Below are 23,820 nucleotides of genomic sequence, written 5' to 3'. Positions count from 1 at the left end.
TTGCGTGCCCGATTCGGCTCGCGCAGAGTCCAAGCCTTCAGCCCGCTTTTGCCCCGCGCAATGGCAGGCCTATTGCCTGATGTGGGGGGCGAAAGGTCATCCATTCATGCCCAGAAATTCCAGACACCGCCGCAAGCTGACCACCCGGACGAAGATTTCCGCCCTCGTGCTTTCCTTCGCGACCCTTGCCATGGGCAGCGCGGCATGGGCAGGCGACTCGCAGCCGTCGACCGGGTCGACCGGGGTGGTCCTCGATTCGCTGTCCCTTTCGACGGCATCGAATGGCTCGATGACGGCAACCGCGAAGGTCCATTCCGATCGCACGATCCGGGTGCAGGCCCTGACCGTCGCCGTACGGTCGGCGAACGGCTCCCACTTCGACTTCCCCGGGGCGACCGCGCCGACGCTGGGCCCCTGGCAGACGACGTTCACCTCCGGCAGCCGCACATTCCCGGCCGGCACGTACAAGGCCTTCGCCGCGTACAAGTACAACAACACCTGGCACAACCTCTCGCCGGTGAAGACGTTCACCTCCGGCTCCACGGTTACGCCGACGCCCAGCCCGACGGCTTCCGCCTCCGCATCGCCCAGCCCGAGCTCCACTCCCAGCCCGAGCTCCACCCCGACCGCGCCGGCCACGACGGCTCCGTCCCCCAGCCAGACCACGCCGACGAGCGGAAGCGCGCCGCAGGGCATCCCGGGCACCTGGCGCCAGGTCTTCGGGGACGAATTCAACGGCACAAGCCTCGACGGTTCGAAGTGGAACCCGAACTGGCTGGGCTGCCCCACCTGCACGACGAAGCCGGTCAACTCCGCCGAGCTGGCTGCCTACGCCCCGTCTCAGGTGAGCGTCAGCGGCGGCTCCCTGCACCTCAAGGCCGAGAAGCAGGCGACCACCGCAAACGACGGCAAGACCTACGCCTACCGCTCCGGCTTGGTCGAGAGCAACGGCAAGGCGCAGTTCACCTACGGCGCCTTCGAGGCCAGGATCTACACCCCGGCGGCGTCCCCTGGGGTGATCGCCAACTGGCCCGCCTTCTGGACGGACGGACAGAACTGGCCGGAAGACGGTGAAATGGATGTCATGGAGGGTCTCGGCGGCGGCAAGGCCTGCTACCACTTCCACTCCCCGTCGGGCGGCCCGGGCGGCTGCGCCCCCGGTGACTTCACCGGATGGCACACGTACGGAGCCGAGTGGAAGTCCGGAGTCGTCACGTACTACTACGACGGCAAGCAGGTGGGCCAGATCACGACCGGCATCACCTCGTCGCCGATGTACGTGATCCTCAACAACGGCGTCAGCACCGAGCACGGCGGTCCGATCGTGACCCCGGCCGACATGATGACCGACTATGTGAGGGTCTGGCAGCACTGACCCTCAGAACGACGTGCCCGGCCGTGTACCTCGCGGCCGGGCACAGTCGTGCCGGGCGGCTCAGCGGTCGCCCGCGTGAGGGCCCACGCCTAGCATGAGACACGGAAGCATTGCCGCCTGTCACTCGTGGTGCACGTACCGGCAATCCCGGGCAGTTGCGCAAGCGCCCCGGGAGGAGTGGTCGAGGTCCTGATGAGCTTCACAGGTACTGATTCCCCGCCCCGGCAGTCGTATTTGTCACTGTCCGCAGGACAGGCGCCGTCGCCGTGAGCGGTACGGTCCCGTGGCCGACGGTGCCGGACCTGCATGCGAATGTGCGGGAACTGCACAGCCGTCTGCAGGCAGCTGCGGACCGGGACGACGTGCTGGATGCCTTTCTGTGCGCTGCGGGCATCGTTCAGGTGGGTCAGGACTACCTGCACGGGACCCATTGGCTGCCCAGTCGGGTGGTGCGGCGGCTGGGCGCGCGCGGGACCGGCGCGACCGCACTGCGCCGGGCCGTGGGCGGTCTGCTCTCGGTCGCCGCAACGTCGCCCGCAGCCCGTGAACTGAGAGCGTGGCTGACATCGGTCGAGGATCTCGCCGATGCGCTGGCAGACGCTGTGATCGCCGAGCTGGTGTCCGCTTCCGACGCTCGTTCCACCGAACGCGTTGCGCGGGCGGAACACCTGCTGCGCCACCACACGGCCGGAGTGCCCCGACGCATCGCCGCGCTCCTGGAGGACAGCCTGCTGCGGCCTCCTTCCTCCTTCCGCAGCTTCGACCAGCACCCGCGCGATGTCGTAGAACTCGTCGCCCGTTTCGCGCACAGGTATCCCGATCGGGACCGTCACCTCGTGGTTATCGGTCTGCGCACATCGGGCAACTACCTTGCTCCGCTGACCGGAGCCGCCCTGCGCGACGCGGGATACCGGCATGTAAAGGTTCAGACCGTCCGGCCGGGGGAGCCACCGCTGCGCAGCGACGGGGAGTTTCTCCGCTCCCTCGGACGAAGCCGAGGCCTGGCCCTGCTGTGCGACGACCCTCCGACAACCGGCGGCAGTCTGGCGGCTGTCGCCGGCCAGCTCGGCCGGGCAGGGATTTCCGCCGAACACATCGTGATGATGCTCGCCGTATTCGGCGAGGGTTCGCTTCCGGATCTGATTGCCGGTCACCCGAGTGTCGTGCTCCCCGGCACGGACTGGTACGTGCGCACCCGTATGGGCGAGGAGGCGATGCGCCGCACCCTGGAGCATGTGCTGCCCCACCATGAGGTGATCGAGCTGTCGGTGGGCCGACCGGGCCTTCCGTCCCGTTGGTCGCGGGTGGCGGTGCCTCTCAGCGCACGTGTCCGCACCGGTTCCGGCGAGAAGCGGCTGGAGATGGTCGCGGAAGCGGCGGGGACCGGCTACTTCGGCCGGTACGCCGTCGCGGTCGCCGGCCGGCTGGGCAGCCTGGTGCCCCCCGTCTACGGGTTCCACGACGGGGTACTGCTGCGCGAACGCCAGGATGCGGAATCGGGGGAGGGGGAGGCGGTCGGGGATGCCGCTCGCGTGCCGCCGCACGCCGTCGTCAAATACGTCACGCAGCGTCGACAGCGACTGGCCGTGGTGGCCGACCGCAGCTCGTTCCTCAAGGGGCGTCAGCCCGTGTGGGAGATCGGAGCCCGGGTCTTCGCCGACAGGTGCGGACTGCTGGCAACCCCGCTCCGCCCGCTGCTGATCGATCCTCTGCTGCGCGCTCTGCTGCACTCGCCGTCGCCGTGTCTCGTGGACGGCCGGACCTCGTACGGGCAGTGGCGGGAAGGTGCCGAGGGATGGGTCAAGGTCGACTTCCACGAAGGCCTCTTCAGTCACCTGGACCTGGCCGCCTACGACGCGGCGTATGACCTGGCAGGGGCTGTGCTCCCGCTGCCCGGCGAGGAGGACCGGCTGCTGGCCCGCTACGAGAAGCTGACCGAGACTCCCGTCCCACCCTCCCAGTGGTGCCTGTACAAGGTGGCGCACGGCTGGAACGCCGAGAGGCTCGCACACTCGGGTGTTGACGTAGGCATGACTGCAGCAGATGCGCGGCGCGCCCAGTCCCGGGCGGTGCAGCAGTACCTGTCAGGTCTCTTCCTCCAGGATGTGGATGCCGTGGCGGACGGGCCGTGGTGCGTTCTGGACGTGGACGGTGTGCTGGAGACGAGCCTGTCGGGTTTCCCGGTCTCCACACCCGCCGGGATGCTCGCCCTCCGCGCGCTTCGAGCCCATGGATACCGGGTGCTGCTCGCCACCGGACGCTCTCTCCCCGAGGTGAGGGACCGGTGCCGGGCGTACGGCCTGTCGGGAGGGGTCGCAGAGTATGGGGCCGTGGCGTACGACGCGGCCTCCGACCGGTCGGTCGGGCTCGTGGCCGAACACGACGGCGCCTTGACCGACCTGCTGTCCGCTGTACCGTCCGTGAGCGTGGACCCGCAGTACCGGTATGCCGTGCGGGCGTCTCGCGGGAAAGGCGCCGGTCGTAGGGCCGTGGACATGACCACCGTCCGCCGTCTCATGGCACAGCTGCGAGACACCGATCGGTTTTCGGTGGTTCAAGGGGACATGCAGACCGATTTTGTGCCGGTGGGCATCGACAAGGCCACGGGTCTGCGCGGTCTGTTGGACCTGCTCGGCGCCCCCGAAGCGCGGCCCGTACTGGCTGTGGGCGACAGCTTCACGGATATCCCGATGCTGCGATCAGCGGAAACCGGCTGTGCGCCGCGCAACGCCGACCGGGCGGTGCGCGCGGCGGGGCTTCCTGTCCTGCGACGGCCCTGCCAGGCCGGGCTCGCCGAGGCCGTCGAGCGGTTGCTGGGCCACCGGCCGGGTCACTGTCCGGCCTGCCGGGCGCCGCGCCTGGCTCCCGACGACAGAGCCCTGACGGCCCTGCTCGCGGTACCGGAGGCCGGCCGCGTCGGCATGCCCGCCCGGCTGGCCAGGCTCGCTCTGGCGAGCGCAGGCCTGGACGGTGCCCTCATGGCGAGCCGCTGGTCAGCCGGAGACGGGCAGAGGACGTGAACGGCCACCGCCGTCGTGAAGAGGTTCCGCACTTCGGGCTCGCGGCCTGCATTACTCGTCTCCGCGTGCCGGGTGTCGCCGCCGTACCGGCACAGGCGTCGCGTTGCGTGGCTGCGCAAGTGTTCGGACAATGGATCGTGGCAGCAGGAGACTTGAGCCGACGCTCCGAGTTCTCCTGCTTCACTCGCCGGAAGACTGGGCCGTGGTGTCCATCCGCCGGGGCGGGGTCGTGAGGAGACCATTCGTGAGCCATCACCAGGCACCCGAACATGAGCCTCAGGAGTGGGACGTCCACGCCGGTGATGGGGTGATGCGGGCCGTGAGCCCGGTTCCACATGAGACCTGGGCGCAGGTGCTCGCCGCCGACCCGGCAGCCACGGCATTCCACATGCCGCAATGGCTGGACTGCATCTGCCGCGTCGGTGGCTGGCAGGACGCGAGCCGGCTCTACCGGACCGCCGAAGGCCGGGAGCTCGTCCTGCCGATGGTTCGCCGGCCGGGGTGGTTCCGCGCGCTCTCGTTGCAGTCCTCTTTCCCTCCGGGGTGGGGAACGGGCGGCATTCTGGCGTCCGGAGGAGTCCGCCCCCACGAAGTCGACATGATCCTTGCCGACCTGGTGTCGGACGGAGCACTGCGCACCATCGTCCGCCCTGCCTTCGCCGCTGCGCCCGCGTGGCCCGACCAGGCACCGGGGGTCGTCCACATCCCGCGGAAGGTCCATGTACTGGATCTTGAGGGCGGCATGGACGTCCTGTGGACGCAGCGATGGTCCAGGAACACGCGAAGTCGCCTGCGATCGGCTGAACGGAAGGCCGAGCAGGCCGGCTTGGTCATCGAAAGCGGCCACTCGCCCAAGCTGGTTGCCGACTTCTACGACCTCTACCTGCGCTGGCTCGACCGGCGGGCACGGGAGAGGCACCTGCCCTCGGCTGTTGTCCGGGAGCGCGGCAAGCGTGCGGAGCCGCTCGCCAAATTCCAAGCCGTTGCCGCTTCCCTCCCGGGCACCTGCCGCATTCTGGTCGCCACCCTCGACGGTGAACCGGTGGCCGCCACGATCGTTCTGGTGCACGCATCGAGTTGCATCTACTGGCGCGGCTTCAGCGACAAGCAGACGGCCGGTCCGCTGCGCGTGAACCAGCTCCTTCAGCTCCGCTCGGTCGAGCAAGCCTGTGATGTCGGTTGCCGCTACTACGAGATGGGCGAATCGGGCGGGGTCGCTTCACTGGAGCGGTTCAAGGCCAACCTCGGTGCCCGCGAGAGACACCTCGCCGAGTACCGGCTCGAGCGCCTGCCGCTCACTCGGCTTCAGGATCGGCTGGACCGGGTCCGCGGGGCTGTCGAGTCCCGTCTCATTGCCGAACGGAGCTGAGCGCGCCTCAGGGCGGTCCCACCAGGCCCCCGTCTGTCGGTGATGCCGACCGGTCCCGCACTGGCAGCCAGAGCGGCTTGCGCCACCACAGCCACGCGGCCACCACCGTTTGGGCGATGAGCCAGCCGGCACCGACCCCCGCGATGCCCAGTGCCGACAGCAGGACCAAGGACAGCGATGTGGCCAGCGAGCAGACGACGGCCAGGATTCCGACCAGCACGCGCATCCGGCGCTGGGCCCGGCAGGCGCTCACGGCCGTGATGATGACCAGATTGGGAAACGCCGACAGAGCAACCAGGCGGAGCAGACCCGCCCCGTTCTGGGCGTATTCCGGGCCGAACACCCGCAGTACGAGCGGCGCCGCTGCACAGAGGATCAGTGTTCCCGCCAGCAGCAGCATCCCTGTGTGTCGCAGCACCCGGCGGCACTGCATGGGCAGTTGCGCCGGGTCGTTCGCTGCCTCGACGATGAGCGATTCGCCCATACTCGCGTTCAGCTGGTACAGCGAGAACCCGGCGAGCCAGGCGAGCGAGAAGTAGGCGGCCTGGTCGGGGCCGAGGCGGTTGAGAACGATGATCGGGAGCAGGGCGGTCGCGGCGAGCCAGAAAAGCGCGGCCGCGTAGTCCGCCATGATGTATCCCGGCGTCGGTCTGCTCGGGTCGGCCCGTTCGTCCGCCGGGTTGCTGGCGTGCCGGGGGAAGGCCCTGGCGTACAGGAAGCCGTTGGTGAGGCTGATGGCGAGGACCAGCGCGAGGGCCCAGGACAGCAGGATTCCGGTCGACTTCGCGACGACGGCGAGCACGCCGACGAGCACGATCTTCCCCACCGCGAACACCGCGTTCTCCCATACCACCCATTCCGGACGTCGCAGGCCGGTCAGCACGCCGTCCTGGATGACGAAAATCGCGTACGCCGCAGTGGCCACGACGAAGCATCCCCCGAGCAGCGGCTCGCGCAGGAAGAGCAGCCCCGGCGAGATCTGGGGCAGCAGGAGGAGAAACATCCCCGCAAGGAACGCGGTGAAAACGCAAGCGGCCAGATAGGCCTTGGAGACCAGCGGCCGGGTGCGTTCCCCCGCGGTGGGCACGAAACGGAGCAGCACATTGGTCAGGTTGAGCTGGCCCACCCCGGCCAGCAGCATCATCGCCGACACCGCCGAGTAGTTGCGGCCCACCGCATCGGTGTCGTACCAGCGGGCGGCCAACGCCCAGTACCCGGCCCCAAGTGCCGCTGTCACTACCGAGTTGAACGTCAGCACGTGGCCGGTGCGCAGCAAATGGTCCTTGGGCTGCTGCTGCCCCCGGCTCACCGTGCCCGCCAGTTGTCGTGCAGGTGCTCGGCCTCGTGCGGCGCGGCGGCCCCACGGCCGTCGGCAGCAGCGCTCGCCCGATCACCCTCAGGGCACCGGGCGATGCCCAGATGTCCGCGGTAGCACTCCTGCCGACGGCGCAAGGTGACTCCCAGTGATGCGCAGCCCGGACAAGGAGGCGACGGGTGTTCCGTACGAAGAATCTGCGTTACGGAGGACTCCATCCGGCGGCCACGGATAGCTCGGCTTTCCAACAACTCCTCGTTTCCCCTCAGCCTAGGTCGAGCACGGACAGTCTGCGACCCGGTCCGCCTCGGGCCGTCCTCGCACGCGTTTCCGTGTCCCGAGCTAGGCGTCTTCGAAGCGGATCAGGCGCTTGACGACGTCCCGCAGCCCGCGATCGGCGGCCGAGACCGGAAGCCGCTCGCGCAGGAAGGTGGGGGTCGAGTAGCTCTCGGCCCCGAAGCCCTCCTTGAAATGAGCGAGCGAGGACCCAGGCCGGGAGTCTCCCAGGTGGTAGTAGGTGCAGCCCGCCTCGCACGCGTCCTCGACGGCGAGGTGGTGGAGCAGGAAGTTGGCCCGGACCGGGTGGGCGAGATCCCGGTTCATCGCACCGCGCCAGTACTTCGCATGAGGCCCGTGACGCAGGACGACAATCGCCGCGGCGGGCTCGCCGGAACACGATGCCATGTAGATCACGCACGACTCACCGAACCGCTCGGCAACGGCCTCCAGCCGCTGTCGTGGGAAGCTCCGGGTCTGCCGCCACCGGGCGAGTGCCGGTGGCTCGTGCTGTTGCCGGGCCCAGCGCTCCATCGACTGTTCGTACAGGTCGTAGAAGGCCGGCACGAGCCTGCCCGTGCGATCGACCTCCACCTCGATCGCGGACCGCTCGGCTCGGCGCACGGCACGTCGGACGCGCCCGTGGAAGCGCCGGTCCCAGACGGTGCCGAAGCCGCCGTTCAGGTTCAGCACCTGCGTCATGTGTTCCTCCGCGTGGAAGCTCTGCGGGGCCGCCCGTGCCCACACCGGGTCGGCGCCCGGCCCGAACCGAATGGCGACCCGGAGCATCGGGCGGCGCGCCAGGTCGTCGAAGACGACGCGAGCCTCGGTCTCGTCGGGCGCCCCGGGGGGCACCAACGGGCCGCCGATCCCCCAGTCCGACGGCCAGGAGTCCTCGCCGGCCAGTCTCGCCCGCCAGCCTCGCCGGCGGGCCAGCGGTACGACGAGCCGGCGCCCTCCGCCGAATTCGTACATTCGGCTGGCGTCCTCGAACGGCCCCGTCGCACAGATGCAATCGAGCCACGTCGGAGTCTGGCTGACCACGGCGTTCTCATCGGTTTCTGCCAGCTGCCGCCAGACCTCCCGCGGGGCGGGGCTGGTCACCCGCACCGGGCCCGACGCTGTGGTCGCCGGGAGTACGACGGCTGAGTTCATGGCCTCCTCCTGCTGACGAGGGATGAGAGGGCGGGACGAGAAGTCGGGGACGGGGCGGGCCATGCCCTGCCTGCCTCTTTCCCGAGCCTAGGCCGAGCCCCGTCGCACGGCCTCCCGGCGGCACTCGGCGTGCGTCGCAACGGGTGCTTGGCGCTATCGCCCCGCCACCTCTTTGAGCACTGGCACCACATTGCCCGCGACCCACCGATGGCTGCGCCCGTAGCGAGCCGACTTGGCCACGTTGCCCGCCACATGCCACAACCAGGTCAGCAGCGGCAGTACGGCTTCGTCCTCGTCCGGTGGCGGGACATCGGCTTCGGCAAGGAGGCGGCGGTCCTCGGGCAGCAGAGAGCCGCGTCGTACGACATCGGCCACGATTCGCCCCAGCTGCCGCCCACCGCGCTGATGCCGGAGCGTCAGAACGAATATGTAGGAATCGATCACGCACGGGCCGTCGGGGCGGGCGCTCGCCCAGTCGATCACCCCGGTGAGTGTCCCGCGCTCCTCGCTCAGTAGAACGTTTCCGGGGTGGAAGTCCCCATGGGTCCACGCGACCGTCAGGGTGCGTCCGTCCAGACCGCGGACAAGGCGCTCCCGCAGTGCCTCGACGGCGGCCGCGCCGCGGCCCTTGCGGCACCAGTGGATCTCTTCGCACAGGATCGCGAGCTGGGGGTCCACCCAGTCCCGGACACGGTCCGTGACGCGCTCCGGGCGGCCGGTCGCCCGGTGCAGGTCGCCGACCGTCCGGAGCGCGGCGACCGCCAGGCACCGAGCCTGCCGTGGAGAGCGCCGCAGCAGTGTGTCGCCTTCGACGCCCGGCAGCAGGCCTTCCGCGACCAGGGGAAGCCGCTCATCGAGTCGGCACACCTCCACGCGAGGCAGCAGCCGCCTCCAGTCGTCCAGGCGGTCGTCCCGCGTCAGTTGCCGCACGGCCTCACATCCCACGGCCAGCGACGCGGCAGCTCGGCTGCTGCGGGGATGCTTGACCACCAGAGGGGGCTGCACGGTCTGTCCGTCCAACTGGAACACCAGGAGATCGGAAACTGTTCGCTGCAGCCGATGCAGGTCGTGGAATCTGACGGTGTCCGTACGCAGCCGGCTCGCCAGCCGACGGGCCATCAGCAGATCTACGGGCCGGGTCAGCAGGCCACGGGGCCGGATCGGGATGAGGCCGCGCACCCAGGATCCCGACAGCTCGACGTGAGGGAAGGCGACTTCCACGGACCCTCCGTCCACTATTGGGTAAAAGTCATGACACATCACCATATATATGAGCAACCGCCAGATGTCGGACGACTCGCTGCGGTTGAGTCGACAGCAACGCGCGAGTCGGAGAGGTGTCCGGCAGCCGCGCGCGCGATCTCGGCATCAGGGGCAGGACGCCTTTCGGCGTCCGTCGAGCCGGAGGTTCAGTGAGCAACCGATGCGACGCGCCACGGTGCCTGCCAGCCTGATCGCCTCGGCCGCGGCGGGCAGTGGGTCGTCCCGGGAGAGCCAGGCCCGCTCCGTCCCGTGCAGCAGGGCAGGCGGCAGCCTGCGCTCCTCCCACAGCCAGGCGGCAACCGATGGCAGATCGAGCTGACCGGCGACGAACATCCGCCCTTCGACCTCCGGGCCGACCGGCACGTGACGGCCCGTCAGGTCCAGATGCATCGCCCGTACCACGTCGATACCGTGGACATTCTCGAACAGCCGGAACTGGGCACCCGTGCGCGGGTTGAAATCCACCAGCTTGTAGCGCCCGTCGCGCCGGTCGTAGCGCCAGTCGAGGTCCGCCGGTCCGCTGTAGCCGATCCGCTGACACAGGTCCCCGGCCAGCTTCGCCAAGCAGGGGTTGCGCAGGGTCACAGCCCGGGTGGTCACCCCTGCGTGCGGCGGCCACGAGCGCAGCTTCAGACCGGTGAAGACGACGCGGGGCACGCCGCCCGCACCGCAATAGAGATGCGTGATCCAGTCCTCGGCCTGCTCCCTGGGGATGTATTCCTGCATCACGAGCGGGGGCAGCGGGCCCGCCGGATACAGGGTCAGCAGAGTTTGCTCGTCGCGGACCATGGTGGTGTTGCCCACCGCCGGGGCGCGCAGTCTGGTCCATGCTTCGCGGTTCTTGAGCACCACCGGGTAGCCCAGTTCACGCGCCGCGTCGACCAGTTCATCGCGGTTTGCGGGTGCCCGTGTGCGAGGGGTGGGTACGCCGAGCTTCTCGCAGAGCTTGTGCAGACTTGCCTTGCTGGCCAGCAGCCGCGGCAGACCGGAGGGCGTCGGTGGGAGCAGAAAGCACTCCGCCAGCCGGTCCGCGTTCTCGGCCAGCAGGACGGCCGCTTCGTCGTCGGTCGGTACGGGGATGCAGGGCGAGCCGATGGCCCGGCCGATCGACAGCAGCGTTTCGATCAGCAGCCGCGGTTCCTCCAGCCCGGTAGTGGGCCAGACGAACCTCCTGGTGACATGGCGTGATACCGCCACCGGAGTGAACCGGTCCTCGACGACAGCGTGTACCGGGACACCCATGCGGCCGATCGTGCGCACCACGCCGAGGCCGCCATGGTGCTGGGGATAACTGCCGATCTTGGCGAGCAGCGTGGGCACCTCCCGGTCGAGGGATGATCCGGGATTCATCCGTTGTCCTGTGCACCGCGGAGATCAGTCATCGCTTCTCCAGGCGTCGACCAGGAGTTGGGAGGTCAGGTAGTTGGGCGGCTCGCTCCTGGTGCGCCCCGGCCCGCCAACCGGGAAGGGCCTCGCGCCCCTCGCTCGTGGCCTCACGGTTCTCCCTTCACGGGACGGGGATGCGCCTGCTGTCTTGCCTTGCGCCGTGACGGACCGTTACCCGGATCCTCCTGCTACCCATCAGCACTACACAGAAGAAGCTAGGAATTAGTACCATATATACCCTATTCTGGATCATTGATCTCATGGTGAGTGGCGTTCCTCAGGAATCGACCCCCGGCAGCGGACAGTGAATCGCCGTCCGTTTGCGCTGACGGACAGAAGTACCGCCATCTGGACCCATCAGTTCCGCCGTTCGCGCGAGGTGCAGGTCGCGCCGGTGGGCGCCCGCCCCCCGAAAGTTTGATCATGAATCATGCTCAGAACTTCGCGACCCCGCCCGAGACGATGACGAGGCTTCCGACCGGGCAGTGTGTGGACGCCGTGAAATCGACGGGCCACCGGAGCGGCCATTCGCGGTGGGAGCCCGTGCTCGGGCTGCTGCCACTCCGCTCTCCACGTGTTCTCGGCGGACTGGCCGACGGCCTGAGGGCGCACTGGTTGGTGCGCGGGATGCACCCCTGCGATGTCACCGTGGTTCGGCGAAACACCTACCCTCAGACCAACCTGCTCGTGTTCAGGCTGCAGCGAGGCACGTGGGCCGTCCTGGTCAAGCACCCAAGGAACGAAAGGGCGGCAGACGGCCTCGCCCGTGAGTGGGAGGTCCTGCGGCAGCTGGCCGCGGACGACCGGCTCGAACCCTGGCGGCAGTTGCTGCCACAACCCGTCGGCTACCGGCCCGACGGGCCGGCCAGGATGCTGGCCCAGGGCTGGCTCGCGGGCGCACCCGCCGATCACCTGGTGCCGCACAGACCGCAGGACCTGCAGCGTACGGTCACTGCCGCACTCTCCTTCCTGGCGGAACTGCGTCGTGCGAGCGGACATCGGCAGCCGGCAGCCGAACGGGCCGACGAGTGGGCCGAACCGCAGCTGCAGATCCTCTCGACGGAGATCGGATGGTGCAGGACAGGTGCCGGAGCGCAGGGACTGGAAGCGCTGCGCCGACGTCTGGACGAGGGCCTTGCCGGAGCCGTGCTGACGGAGGCCTGGACGCATGGGGACTTTCATCCCGGCAATGTGCTGCTGAACGAGGAGCGGACCCGGGTCACTGGTGTCTACGACTGGGGGAACGCGCGAATGGACGGTCCCTCGGAGATCGACGCCTGCGCCTTCGTGCTGACAGTCCGGCAGGCGCTCAGCGGCCGCCCGCTGGGAAGGCTGGTCGCCGATGCCCTCCGTGCCGACGGGCTGCCGGCTGCGGACCGTGCACTGCTCGCGTCCGCCGGCGTGGATCCGGACGGCGGCGACCCGGCAGTACTTCCGCTGCTGACGTGGCTGTGGCACGTGGCGAGCAATGTCCAGAAGTCGCCGCAGTTCGGGCGAAGCCACTGGTGGGCGGCCCACACCGTCGCCCCAGTCCTTGAGGAGGCGTCTCGATGGGCGAGCGCCCGACGCTGACAGGTGGCTCGACGTCGTCTCGTGCGAGGGCCGAGGCGGCGCCCGGCACGTCCACGACCGGCGAATCCAGTCCAGGGCGGGCAGCCGCGCGCCGCTGGGTGATCCGGGCGGTCCTGCCGACCGCGCTCGTCCTGTGGCTGCTGTCGCTGCGCACTGTCGACCTCGACCGGATGCGTGACCTGGGCCTGCTGCAGGTACTGCCGGTGCTCTTCTGGGTCGCACTGGCCCTGCTCACCCTGGGTTTCTGCCTTGCGCTGGGCGACCGGCGGACCGGCAACACCTGGTACGCGGCCTACGTTCTTGGGCTGATCGGCGTCATCCACGCCACGCCCACGCTGCTCTATCCGACCCTGCGCTATTCCTGGGCCTGGAAGCATCTGGCGATCATCGACGCGATGCTGCGACACGGCGGCGATGTGCCGAACCCGGGACAGCTCTCCATCTACAACGAGTGGCCGGGCTTCTTCCAGCTCAACGCGCTGTTCCTGCGGGCAACCGGTCTGGAATCCGCCGTCGGGTACGCGGCCTGGGCCCCGGCCTTCACCAACGTCCTGCTGCTCGGTCCGCTGCTGCTGATGTACCGGGCGGTGGCCCGTGACAGAAGGCTCATCTGGGGAGCGGCCTGGATCTTCTATTCCTGCTCCTGGGTGGGGCAGGACTACTTCGCGCCGCAGGCCTTCGGCTTCCTGCTGTTCGTGACCGTGATCGCCCTGATCCTGCGGCAGCTGCCGTCCTCCGCGCTCCCACGGCCGGACCGTCGAAGACGAGGAGCCTGGCCGCCGGGACTGCTGCTCGTGGTGCTTGTGATCGTGGCCGCGATCGTTTCGTCACACCCACTCACCCCGCTGATGCTGCTCAGCGCGCTGGTTTTTCTGTCGCTTCCGCGCCGCAACCGGCGGGTGGTGCTGCCGGTTCTGGCCGGGGCACTCGTGCTCACGGCCGCGTGGGACGCCACCGTGGCGCGGTCGTACATCTCCCCCCACCTCAGCAGCATGCTGGACGCTCTCATCCAGCCCGACACCAACATCTCCTCCGGGCTGGCCACCCTGGGCACAGCCGCGCCGGGACTGGCCCTGGTGTCCTGGATCGACCGTGGCCTGTCCGGGCTTGTGTTCCTGCTGGCCGCGATCGGCTTCGTACGCCGTCCCTGGACGCGCCGCATCGGACTGCCCCTGCTGGTGATCTCCCCTCTGCTGATCCTCGCCGCGAACGCGTACGGCGGAGAGATGATCTTCCGGGCCTACCTTTTCGCACTGCCCGCCGCAGCCTTCCTGATCGCCGCGCTGCTCGTGTACCGCGGCACGCGGCCACGTCCGCGGATGCTGGTCATCTACCCTCTGCTGCTGGCCCTGCTCGGCGGCCTCGTCTTCGGCTACTACGGCAAGGAGGCCGTGAACCGCTTCACCCTCCAGGAGGTCGCCGCCGCCCGCTATGTGGCCTCTCACGCTCCGAAAGGTTCGCGGATCGTGACACTGACCTCCGCCGTGCCCGGCCTCTTCATGCACTACGACCAGCACGAGCAGGTGCTACTGGGCCAGCAGGAGGTCGCGGACAGACGGCGTTTGGTACGAGATCCTGTGGAGGGCGTGAAGGGTTTCGTCCACGGGGCCAGCCCGAAGGAGCCCGCGTACATCATCCTCAGCCAGGCGCAGGCCAGGGACCTGTACCTCACAGGGGAGCTGCCCGCCGACACCGTGAAACGGCTGGAGTCGGCCCTGTCGGGCGCAGCGGGCTTCGCTCGCGTCTACGACAGCGATGACGCGGTGGTGTACCGGTACGAGACTCCGAGGGAGACGATCCGCCGATGACCTCGCTACGTTGGGGACTCGCCGCGTCCGGCTGGCTGGCGCTCGCGGCCACCGTGCCGCCGGCGGGGACTGGGCTGCGGGTTGTCGTCACCGCCGTCTTTCTGCTCGTGTGTCCGGGACTCGCGGCCGTGGGACCCGTACGTCCCCAGGCGTGGCGAGGCGGCGGCCGGGTCGCCCTCCTGGAGACCGCCGTACTCAGCGTGGTGCTCAGCATGTCGCTGTCGGTGCTCGTGGCGGAGGCGTTCTTCCTCACCGGCACGTTCACCACCAGGCGGGCTCTGCTGGCACTCGCCGTCCTCACCTCCGTCCTCGCACTCATGCCGCGACGCGGTGGCAAGCGGTTTGAGGAACGGCAGGCCACCGCGCCGGCCATTGAGCCCGAATCGAAAGCGTGACAGCGAAGGGCGCCGCGCGGACAGGGTCCACGAATGGTCGCCTTCGGGCCGCTGGTGCACCCTGGTTGAAGGACCTTTCCTCGGAGGAGGTACGGGAATGCCCCCGAATTTGCGCGTGGCTGCCCGGTACCGGGCAGCCACGAGAACGACCGGGATCCGCCGGGAAGGGGTTCCGGTCGTGGTCATCGGAGCTGGACCGTACGGGCTCGCCACCGCTGCCCGGCTGAGCGCATCGGGGGTTCGTCTGAGAATTTTCGGCGAGCCGATGCAGGGCTGGCACACCCATATGCCCGAAGGCATGTTCCTCAAGTCCGTCCCGTCGGCGTCGTCGATTTCCGCCCCGGAACCCGGGTACGCCTTCGCGGATTTCCGGGCGGCTCAGGGCAGCGGACCGGTTGGTGACCTCTATCCGATCCCGGTGGAGGAGTTCATCGGCTACGGGCGATGGTTCCAAGAGCGCCGGGTGCCCGAAGTCGAGCGGTCGATGGTGCGCGGTGTGCAAGCCGTCGACGGCGGTTTCGGTATCACCTTGGACTCCGGTGAGGAATTCCTCGCCAGAGCTGTGGTCGTGTCCACCGGGCTGGTCCCGTTCGCCCATGAACCGCCGGAGCTGCGCCGCCTCGCCGCGGCGGGGCTGACCTCCCACACGTGCGAGCACCGGAATCTGACCGGCTTCGCGGGACAGCGGGTGGTGGTCCTGGGGGCGGGGCAGTCGGCGCTGGAGAGCGCCGCACTGCTGCACGAGGCGGGTGCCCGCCCCACCGTGGTCGCCCGTGCCGCCACCGTCGCCTTCGGTGACCCTCCGCAGACGGATACGCCCAGCGCCCGCCCCCGTTCCACCCGGCTGCACAAGCCCGGCTCTCCCCTCGGCCCGGGCTGGTCACTGCTGGCTGTCAGCCGAGGCGCCGCCGCCTACCGCCATCTGCCGACGCCTGTGCGGGGCCATCTGCTGCACACCGTGCTGGGGCCGTCCGGTGCCTGGTGGTTGCGAGAGCGCGTCGCAGGCCGTTTCCCGGTGCTGTGCGGGCGCATGGTGCGTTCCGCCGAGCCGGAGGACGGGACGGTGCTCCTGGAGTTGACGGACACGGGCGGCGGAAGAGAACTGCTGCGCGCCGACCACCTCCTGATGGCCACGGGTTACCGAGTGGAGGTGGACCGCCTCGACCTCTTGGAGCCCACACTCCGTCAGGCGGTGCAGACGTTCGGCGGTGCACCGCGGCTGTCGGCCGGCTTCGAGTCCTCGGTGCCCGGCCTCTACTTCACCGGGCTGGCCGCGGCACCCAGCTTCGGGCCGGTCCTGCGATTCGTCTGCGGGACGGGTTTCGCCGCCCGGCAGCTCGCCGTCGGGCTCGCGGCCAGGAACCGGTGACAGCGGGACCGGCCAGGCACGCCTGGCAGGCGGTGGCCGCGATCCTGCTGATGCTGGCGACGGCCTGCGGCGGGGACAACTCGGCCCCGGAACCGCCTGCTGCGGGCACCTGGCACCTGGTGTTCCACGACGACTTCAACGGCTCGAAACTCGATACCGAACGCTGGGTGACCTGCTACGACTGGAACAAGGGCGGGTGCACCAACCGCGGGAACAACGAGGCGCAGTGGTACCTCCCGGGCCAGGTCTCGGTGGGGGGAGGCGCCCTGTCCCTGAACGCCGAGCGCAGAAGCACCCGGGGGAGTGACGGCAGGACCTACCCGTGGACCTCCGGCATGATCTCCACGGGACGTGACCACTGGGACGGCCGTCCCCGCCGGACCTTCACCTACGGCTATTTCGAAGCGGCGATCCGGATTCCCCCGGAGGGGGGCATGTTCCCGGCCTTCTGGATGATGCCCGCGTCCCGCTACACACCTCCCGAGCTGGACATCATGGAGTTCATCGGGACCACGCAGCGAGCCTTCATGTATGTGCACTGGCGCGACCGCAAGGGCGCCGAGCAGCGGGCGCGAGGAACCTACGGACCAGTCGATTTCCCCGCCGGGTACCACGTGTTCGGGCTCCTCTGGGAGGCCGACGAGCTGACCTGGTACGTGGACGGCATCAAACGGTTCCGGGTGACCGAAGCCGACAGGATCCCGCACGTCGCCATGGAAGTACTGGTCAATCTGGCAGTGGGCGTTCCCGGTCCCCCGCCCCCCTCGGTCGATTCGGCGCGGATGCGAGTGGATTGGGTGCGTGTCTGGCAGCACTGAGCGGCAAGGAGCGAGTCAGTCTCGCCTGCCGACGGGCCCCCACGCCCGCAGGGCGTAGGGAGACCCCCAGAAGGGCTCCGGTGCCGTGTCGGTGTCCGGCGCGTCCGGGGCAGACGGCGGGCGGTGCGGAGCGGAGCCGGACGACAGCGAGCGGATCCGGCCGACGGCGTAGCCGGCGACCGTGGCGCAGACGCCCGCGGACAGTGCCGCAAAAGTGCGCAGGGCGCTCGGACCGCCAGGCCGCACGGTTCGGACGAAGGCCTGAGGAATGGTCGACCTCAGATAGGTGCGCTCGCTGGCCAGCGCGGCTCTGCTGCCGCTGTGCCGGGCGACCAGCGCCTTGGAGAGCCCTTCGGCATAGCAGCGCGAACGGAAGTACGCCCAGGTGGTACGCGTCTCGGGGACATGGTGTCGTACCGCCGCGCCAGGCTCGTACAGCAGTACGGCGTCGGGCCGGCGGGCCGCGATCCGCAGACACAGCTCAGTCTCCTCGCACCCCAGGGGCCGGGTTCCGACCCGTCCGAGGTCCGTGCGGAAGCCGCCGGCCGAGACCACCTCGGCCCGGCGGAAGGACATGTTGGCGCCGATGAAGTTCCGTACCGGGGCGGGCTGTTCGGGCAGTCCCCGGTACGAGCAGCCGACCACCCAGTCGAATTCCGGTGGGAACCACGCCGGCCGCTCTGTGCCCCACCACGGCCGGACCAGCCCGCCGACGCCCGCGACCCGCGGGTCGTCGTAGCGCGCCAGCATGCGGTCGGTCCAGTCCGGGTCGGCGGCCGCGTCGTCGTCGAGGAAGGCCACCACCTCGCACCGGGCCGCCGCCACACCGGTGTTGCGGGCCCCCGACAGCCCCTTGCTCTCGTGGTTGGGAATCACCCGTACTCCGGACAGCGACGTGGAGGCCAGCTCGTAGAGCTCCTGGCAGTGGTCGATGACCAGCACGATCTCGTCCGCCGGGTGGTCCTGGGCATGCACCGACCCGATCGCGGCACGCAGGTCGTCCCACCGGTCGACGGTGTAGGCGCAGACGACGACCGACAGAGTCGGTGCGGCATTCATGAGGACCTCCTGGAGGCCCGGTGGCGGAGACCGCGGCTGAGCAGATAGCCGAGCGGCCCGTAGAGCAGACCCTTGATCTCCAGGAAGGCCAGCTGCCGGGACCATCTGTCGCCCGGTTCCGTCCGGCCGCGTGCCTTGGTCGCCGCGTACCGGATGCCGCCGGGGAGCCTGCGCAGCAGGGCGGGCAGCATCCTGGGCTCGTTGGCGAGTGCGCCGGTCAGATAGGCCCCGAGCCCGGCGCCGTATCCGAAGGCCTGTGTCTTCAGGGCGTCCTCGGTGCGGTGATGGCGATGCCAGACGATCGCGCCCGGCTGATAGGCGAGTGTGCGGCCGGCGATCAGAACCCGGAAGAAGGCGAGCAGGTCGTCGCCGCCGTGTGCCGGCGTTCCGGTTCCGGTGGCCGGGTCGAAGCCGCCGATGGCGTGCAGCAGATCGGTACGGAAGGCCATGTTGGCGCCGGAGCCGAAGCGTCCGGCGGTGAACGGGAACAGCGGGTCGTCCGGCGGGTTGTGCAGCGACCAGGTGTGAGGGGTGTACCCCTTCGCGAATCCGCCGTGCCGCTCCAGTGCGGCCTGGGCTCCGGTCTGGAGTTCTGCGGGCACGATCAGGCCGGTGACACAGCCGATCCGCGGGTCGCCGGCGAAGGCGGCGGCGAGTTCGGTCAGCCAGCGGGAGTCGACGAGGGTGTCATCGTCCGTGAAGGCGGCGATCCGGCCGCGCGCCGCGGCCAGTCCACGGTTGTGCGCACGGGCCAGACCGGCCACGGGCTCGCGGATGTAACGGACGCGCCGGCCGTAGACCTCGTGGACCAGTTGCTCGGCGGCCCCGTTCGCCGGGGCGTTGTCCACCACGATCACCTCGAACCGCGGGTACTCCATCTGCAGGAGCGAGTCCAGGCACTGGCGCAGTTGCTGGGGCCGGTTGTGGGTGGCGACGATCACGCTGATGTCGGTGGCCTCCTGGAGGGCGCGCAGCCTGGCGGCCTGACAGTGCAGGGCGGCCGGTTCGTCCCACGACCGGGAGGAATCCCCGAACGCGGTGCTCGGACCGTCGGCTGCCAGGTGCTGGGAGACGGGGGTGGTGAGATCCCGGTGGGCGGCGTTGGCCAGGGCCTGCCACAGCTCGACAGGGCCGGGGCCGGTCGCGGAGACCATGCCCAGCGGGTGGCCGTGCAGCCGTACCAGGGCCAGCACCCGGCCCTCCGGGCGAATCCGCTCCCGGCTGCCGGGCGGGCAGAACTCGCCGGGCTCGGCCAGATCGATGTCGACGATCCTTGCCGGGATGTACGGCGGGGCGGCGGGCACGGAGGCTGCCGTGTCCGGGGTGGGGAAACGGGAGCCGGCGGCGTTCACCCGGTGCTCCGTCCGGTCGACGCGGACTGCGCGCCGGGGCGCTCGGACACCAGGGTGCGCAGCACGCGGCGGCCGTCGGAGATGGCGTGGAGATTGGAACGGCCGCTGCGGCGGGGCAGTTCGAGGCTGGGGACCTCGGCGATCCGCAGTCCGGAACGCAGCGCGTGCACGATCATCTCGGCCTCGATCTCGAAGCCGGCGGCATGCAGGTCCAACTGGTCCAGGAAGCTGCGCCGGAATGCGCAGAATCCGTAGCACAGGTCGGTCAGCGAGGCGTCGTAGAGCCGGTTGACCGCTGCCAGCAGCACGCTGTTGCCCAGGCGCCGGAAGCGGGTGATGTCCAGGGAACCGCCGCCCGCGACGAACCGGGAGCCCTTGACGAAGTCGTAGCCGTTCTCCAGGAAGTGCAGGTAGTGCGGGATCTCGGCGGGCGACATGCTGCCGTCCGCGTCCATCATCACCACGTAGTCGCCGGTCGCCGCGAGGAACCCGGTGCGCAGGGCGTTTCCCTTGCCCGGGCCGTTCTGCTTGACGCTGCGGACGGTGGGCAGGCAGTGGGTCGCCATGGGCACCGTGGCGTCGACGGAGTTGCCGTCGACCAGGATGACTTCGTCGACGCAGTCCGGGATCTGCTCGAAGACCCAGGGGATGTTGCGCGCCTCGTTGAGGGCCGGAACGACCAGAGACACGGACGCGCGGGGCGGGAGATTGTCCTCCGCGCGGCGCATCGGGTGGGCCGGTGTGTCCGTGGCCCGGCGCGAGGGGTGAGCGGTGGGGGACGGCGCCGGGTCGGTGGCCTGGTGATGCGTCTGGTTCGTGGTCATGATGTCTCCGGATTCGAGTCGGGAGGGCTCCGTGTCCTCTGTACGTTTACATCGTATACATACATATTAACCATATCGGACATTTGGTCAAGTGTCGGACGTGTAGCCGGACGGGTTGACCTGCTGGAAGCGCCATGCGTCGCGGCACATCGAGGCAAGATCCCTGGTCGGCTGCCAGCCCCACTCACGCGCCGCCGCGCTCGCGTCGGCGACGAGTTCGCTCGCGTCGCCCGGGCGGCGGTCCACGACCTCGTACGGGATGGACCTGCCACATGCCTCGCCGAAAGCCGCCAGGAGTTCGAGGACCGAGGTACCCGATCCGCCGCCGAGGTTGAAGACGCGCATACCCCTGCGGTCGGCGAGATGCTCCAGAGCGTTGCGGTGGGCATCGGCGAGGTCCATGACGTGGATGTAGTCCCGGACCACGGTGCCGTCGGCGGTGTCGTAATCGCCGCCGAAGACGCTGAGGCGCACATGCCTTCCGGCCGCGACGCGGGCCACTCGGGGCATCAGATTGGCGGGCTCGCCGCGCGCGTCCTGGCCGAGCAGTCCGCTGGGATGCGCGCCGACCGGATTGAAGTGGCGCAGCGTCAGAACGGTGAACTCCGGGCGGAGTCGGCACAGATCGGCGAGTATCTGCTCGCAGACCCATTTCGACGCGGCGGAAGGTGTCGCCGGATGGGCCGGGGCGTTCTCGGCGAGCGGCACTCTGTCGCCCTCGCCGTAGATGGAGCAGGAGGAGGAGAAGATCAGCTGGTGCACACCGTGCTCCTGCATGGCGTTCAGCAGGGACGTGGTGCCGCCGACGTTCACGTCGTAGTAGTCGATCGGCATCTGCAGGGATTCGTCGACAGACCTCTTTCCGGCGAGGTGCACCACGGCCTCCACCTGGTGTTGGTGGAATATGGCCGAGAGTGCGCGCCGGTCACGCAGATCGACCGCGTACACGCCTCTCAGGGGGCGGCCGGCGACCCGCTGGATACGTACGCAGGCCAGGGGCGAGCTGTTGGAGTAGTCGTCGACCACGATGACCTCGTAGCCGTGTTCGAGAAGTTCGACGCTGGTGTGGCTGCCGATGAAACCGGCACCGCCGGTGACCAGGACGATTGATGGCTCGGGCATGGACTCTTCTCCTTTGGACGTGATGTGCCGAGGGGGAGGTCTCCGCCGGCCGTCCAAGGGGCGGGCCCGGGACCGGGTGGGCGCCTGGATTCTCGTGCCGCGCCCTGACGCTATATATTTACGTTGTATACATACACTTTTGTCCCTTTTGCGTCTACGGTCAAGAGGGAGGCCAAGGCGGCTTGCTCAGGCGACTGGAGGGACGACATGGCGAAGAAGGGCAAGGGCGCCGAGCGCGGGGGGAAGGAGGGCGGCCGACGGTCCGGCGATCGCGGCCACTACGGCAGGCTGAGCCGGGAACGCGTACTGGCCACCGCTCTGGAGCTGGTCGACCGCGAAGGGCTCTCGGCGCTGAGCATGCGCAGGGTGGGAGCCGAGCTCGGCGTGGAGGCCATGGCCCTGTACCGGTACGCGCCCAGCAAGGACGCACTCCTGGACGGCCTGGTCGAGGCCCTCTTCATCGAGCTGCAGGAATACCTGGATGACGCCGCGGCCGACGGTCCGGACGAAGCGGTGGCCACGGCCGCGGGCTCCTTGGCCGAGGGGCCGCAATGGCGCACCGAGCTGCACCGGATCGCCCAGGCGACCTACCAGGTCGCCCTTGACCACCCGCAGGTGGTCCCCCTCCTGGCCACCCGCATGCTGGCAGTGCCGCTGGCCCGGCGCCCGCTGGCGGTCCTCATGGACCACGAGCGCGTACTGGAGCTGCTCGAGCAGGCCGGGCTCGACGAGGAAAAGGCCTCGATGGCCTTCCGGGCGTTCACCAGCTGGGTGCTCGGTTACATCTTCGTGGAGCTGCGAGCCATGGTCGACAACCCCGAAGAGTCCGACCCCGCGTTCCGGCTCGGGCTGCACCGCATGCCGGTCCAGGAACTTCCCAGGCTTCGCAAGACCGCGCCCGCTCTCGCCGAGCACGGCGGACCGGAGGGGCTGGCCGCCGGCCTGGCCGCGCTGCTCGACCGCTTCGTGACATCCGCCGCCTGAGTGCGGGCCCCGGGGATCGGTAGCAGACTCGGCAGGACAGGGCAGGACGACGGGATCACCCTCGAAGGAGCGCACCATGCTCAGCACCCGTTTTGTCACGGGCTCCCCGAACTGGATCGACCTGGGCACCCCCGATCTCGACGCGGCGACCGCCTTCTACGGCGGACTGTTCGGCTGGACCTTCCAGTCCGCGGGTCCCGATGCCGGCGGCTACGGCATGTACCAACTGGACGGCAGGACCGTCACGGGCGCCATGACCGTCACCCCCGAACAGGGCGGCCCGGGCTGGACCCTCTACTTCCAGTCGCCCGATGCCGACGCCACGGCCAAAGCGGTCCAGGCGGGCGGCGGCGCGGTCCTGTTCGAGCCGTTGGACGTCTTCGAACTCGGCCGCATGGCGGTCTTCACCGACCCCGCGGGCGCGGCCTTCGCGACCTGGCAGCCGGGCCAGAACAAGGGCCTGGACGCCGTCAACGACCCCAACACGCTGTGCTGGGCCGAGCTGTACACCGAGGACCCGGGTGCGGGCCTCGGCTTCTACCAGGGCGTGTTCGGCTGGGAGACCTCCACGATGCCGCTGCCGGACGGCACGGGCTCGTACACGATGATCAACCCGGCGGGCGCAGGCACCGAAGCGATGTTCGGCGGCATCGTCCCGCTGGCGGCGGACCCGGTCGAAACGGAGGGCCCCTACTGGCTGCCCTACTTCGAGGTGACGGACTGCGACGCGGCGGTGGCCACGGCGGAACGCCTGGGCGGCACGGTCCGGATGGCCCCGGTCGACATGGAAGGCGTCGGCCGCTTCGCGAAACTGTCGGACCCGGCGGGGGCGCGGTTCGCGGTGATGCAGGGCGTGCAGCAGGACGACTGAGCCGGCCTTCTCCACGGTGACGCGCGCGGACGGGCCCGGCGCCGGGGTGGTGCCCGTGGGGACGTTGATGCTTCGTTGATGCGGTGTTTATCGCGGCCGGGGAATGTGTGCGGCATGCCGATCAACACCACTACGGACCAGGAACTCTCCTGGCAGGAGACCGCGCTGTGCGCCCAGGCGGGCCCGGAATTCTTCTTCCCGGCGCCCGGCTCGTCGACGCGGGAGGCGAAGCAGCTGTGCGGGGCGTGCGAGGGGCGGGTGCCGTGCCTGGAGTACGCGCTGGCGCATGACGAGAGGTTTGGGGTGTGGGGCGGGCTGTCGGAGAAGGAGCGGTATCGCCTCAAGCGAAGCCAGGGCTGACCGTGTATGGCGGGGCGCGCGAGCGCGTCGTCCTCGGGGGTGCCTTCGGGACGGCGCGTCCCCGCCGACTCGATTACCTCAGTGAGCTGACCCCGCGCATGCGACAAACACCGTGGGATATCCGGAT

Annotated in this window: 19 protein-coding genes; 11 read left to right on the top strand and 8 right to left on the bottom strand. The window is 69.4% G+C overall.

What is annotated here, in order from left to right; genetic code table 11:
* Positions 1-106: 106 nt before the first annotated feature.
* The 3 genes from OHA61_RS05505 to OHA61_RS05495 all read left to right on the top strand — a co-directional run bounded on the left by OHA61_RS05505 (position 107) and on the right by OHA61_RS05495 (position 5,764).
* Positions 107-1,375 (top strand): family 16 glycosylhydrolase, encoded by a 1,269-nt coding sequence (locus OHA61_RS05505; protein WP_406301982.1) that lies wholly within the window; start codon positions 107-109, stop codon positions 1,373-1,375.
* Between the two features lie 266 nt (positions 1,376-1,641).
* A complete protein-coding gene (locus tag OHA61_RS05500) occupies positions 1,642-4,395 on the top strand; it encodes an HAD hydrolase family protein (RefSeq protein WP_406301980.1) in 2,754 nt (917 codons plus the stop codon).
* A gap of 352 nt (positions 4,396-4,747) precedes the next feature.
* Positions 4,748-5,764, top strand: a complete 1,017-nt coding sequence (locus tag OHA61_RS05495; protein WP_406301978.1) for a GNAT family N-acetyltransferase — start codon at positions 4,748-4,750, stop codon at positions 5,762-5,764.
* Between the two features lie 7 nt (positions 5,765-5,771).
* Here the strand turns inward: OHA61_RS05495 and OHA61_RS05490 are convergent, their stop codons facing one another.
* The 4 genes from OHA61_RS05490 to OHA61_RS05475 all read right to left on the bottom strand — a co-directional run bounded on the left by OHA61_RS05490 (position 5,772) and on the right by OHA61_RS05475 (position 11,123).
* Positions 5,772-7,073, bottom strand: a complete 1,302-nt coding sequence (locus tag OHA61_RS05490; protein WP_406301976.1) for a lipopolysaccharide biosynthesis protein — start codon at positions 7,071-7,073, stop codon at positions 5,772-5,774.
* 348 nt (positions 7,074-7,421) lie between these two features.
* On the bottom strand, positions 7,422-8,510 hold the full coding sequence (locus OHA61_RS05485; RefSeq protein WP_406301974.1) for a GNAT family N-acetyltransferase: 1,089 nt from the start codon (positions 8,508-8,510) through the stop codon (positions 7,422-7,424).
* A gap of 153 nt (positions 8,511-8,663) precedes the next feature.
* Entirely contained in the window at positions 8,664-9,731 is a 1,068-nt protein-coding gene (locus OHA61_RS05480) for a phosphotransferase family protein (RefSeq protein ID WP_406301972.1), read from the bottom strand.
* A gap of 147 nt (positions 9,732-9,878) precedes the next feature.
* Positions 9,879-11,123 carry an ATP-grasp domain-containing protein gene (locus tag OHA61_RS05475; protein ID WP_406301970.1) on the bottom strand — a complete coding sequence of 415 codons (1,245 nt, stop codon included), beginning with the start codon at positions 11,121-11,123 and terminating at the stop codon, positions 9,879-9,881.
* 459 nt (positions 11,124-11,582) lie between these two features.
* Between OHA61_RS05475 and OHA61_RS05470 the strand changes: the two genes are divergently transcribed.
* The 5 genes from OHA61_RS05470 to OHA61_RS05450 all read left to right on the top strand — a co-directional run bounded on the left by OHA61_RS05470 (position 11,583) and on the right by OHA61_RS05450 (position 17,121).
* The gene (locus OHA61_RS05470) at positions 11,583-12,731 is read left to right on the top strand and encodes a phosphotransferase family protein (protein ID WP_406301968.1); all 1,149 of its coding nucleotides are present in this window, start codon (positions 11,583-11,585) and stop codon (positions 12,729-12,731) included.
* On the top strand, positions 12,710-14,539 hold the full coding sequence (locus tag OHA61_RS05465) for a glycosyltransferase (RefSeq protein ID WP_406301966.1): 1,830 nt from the start codon (positions 12,710-12,712) through the stop codon (positions 14,537-14,539). The genes OHA61_RS05470 and OHA61_RS05465 overlap by 22 nt, the downstream gene beginning before the upstream one ends.
* The gene (locus OHA61_RS05460) at positions 14,536-14,934 is read left to right on the top strand and encodes a hypothetical protein (RefSeq protein WP_406301964.1); all 399 of its coding nucleotides are present in this window, start codon (positions 14,536-14,538) and stop codon (positions 14,932-14,934) included. Before OHA61_RS05465 ends, OHA61_RS05460 begins: the two co-directional genes overlap by 4 nt.
* A gap of 178 nt (positions 14,935-15,112) precedes the next feature.
* The gene (locus OHA61_RS05455) at positions 15,113-16,303 is read left to right on the top strand and encodes an FAD-dependent oxidoreductase (RefSeq protein WP_406301962.1); all 1,191 of its coding nucleotides are present in this window, start codon (positions 15,113-15,115) and stop codon (positions 16,301-16,303) included.
* Positions 16,300-17,121, top strand: coding sequence for a family 16 glycosylhydrolase (locus OHA61_RS05450; protein ID WP_406301960.1), 822 nt, complete (start codon positions 16,300-16,302; stop codon positions 17,119-17,121). Before OHA61_RS05455 ends, OHA61_RS05450 begins: the two co-directional genes overlap by 4 nt.
* A gap of 15 nt (positions 17,122-17,136) precedes the next feature.
* Here the strand turns inward: OHA61_RS05450 and OHA61_RS05445 are convergent, their stop codons facing one another.
* From OHA61_RS05445 to galE, 4 genes are all read right to left on the bottom strand, one after another.
* On the bottom strand, positions 17,137-18,180 hold the full coding sequence (locus tag OHA61_RS05445; RefSeq protein WP_406301958.1) for a glycosyltransferase family 2 protein: 1,044 nt from the start codon (positions 18,178-18,180) through the stop codon (positions 17,137-17,139).
* On the bottom strand, positions 18,177-19,532 hold the full coding sequence (locus tag OHA61_RS05440) for a glycosyltransferase family 2 protein (protein WP_406301956.1): 1,356 nt from the start codon (positions 19,530-19,532) through the stop codon (positions 18,177-18,179). Before OHA61_RS05440 ends, OHA61_RS05445 begins: the two co-directional genes overlap by 4 nt.
* The gene (locus OHA61_RS05435; protein WP_406301955.1) at positions 19,529-20,356 is read right to left on the bottom strand and encodes a glycosyltransferase family 2 protein; all 828 of its coding nucleotides are present in this window, start codon (positions 20,354-20,356) and stop codon (positions 19,529-19,531) included. The genes OHA61_RS05440 and OHA61_RS05435 overlap by 4 nt, the downstream gene beginning before the upstream one ends.
* A gap of 87 nt (positions 20,357-20,443) precedes the next feature.
* Entirely contained in the window at positions 20,444-21,478 is a 1,035-nt protein-coding gene (gene galE / locus OHA61_RS05430) for a UDP-glucose 4-epimerase GalE (RefSeq protein WP_406301953.1), read from the bottom strand.
* Positions 21,479-21,685: 207 nt separating this feature from the next.
* On the opposite strand from galE, the gene OHA61_RS05425 reads away from it, so the two are divergent.
* The 3 genes from OHA61_RS05425 to OHA61_RS05415 all read left to right on the top strand — a co-directional run bounded on the left by OHA61_RS05425 (position 21,686) and on the right by OHA61_RS05415 (position 23,693).
* Positions 21,686-22,462, top strand: coding sequence for a TetR/AcrR family transcriptional regulator (locus tag OHA61_RS05425; RefSeq protein WP_406301951.1), 777 nt, complete (start codon positions 21,686-21,688; stop codon positions 22,460-22,462).
* Positions 22,463-22,538: 76 nt separating this feature from the next.
* Positions 22,539-23,333, top strand: coding sequence for a VOC family protein (locus OHA61_RS05420; protein ID WP_406301950.1), 795 nt, complete (start codon positions 22,539-22,541; stop codon positions 23,331-23,333).
* A gap of 114 nt (positions 23,334-23,447) precedes the next feature.
* Positions 23,448-23,693, top strand: a complete 246-nt coding sequence (locus OHA61_RS05415) for a WhiB family transcriptional regulator (protein ID WP_324983804.1) — start codon at positions 23,448-23,450, stop codon at positions 23,691-23,693.
* Positions 23,694-23,820 lie beyond the last annotated feature (127 nt).

The organism is Streptomyces sp. NBC_00885, assembly GCF_045207475.1.
Taxonomy (GTDB): Bacteria; Actinomycetota; Actinomycetes; order Streptomycetales; family Streptomycetaceae; genus Streptomyces.
Note: the sequence above shows the minus strand (reverse complement) of the source record. Positions and strands in the feature narration are given on the sequence as shown.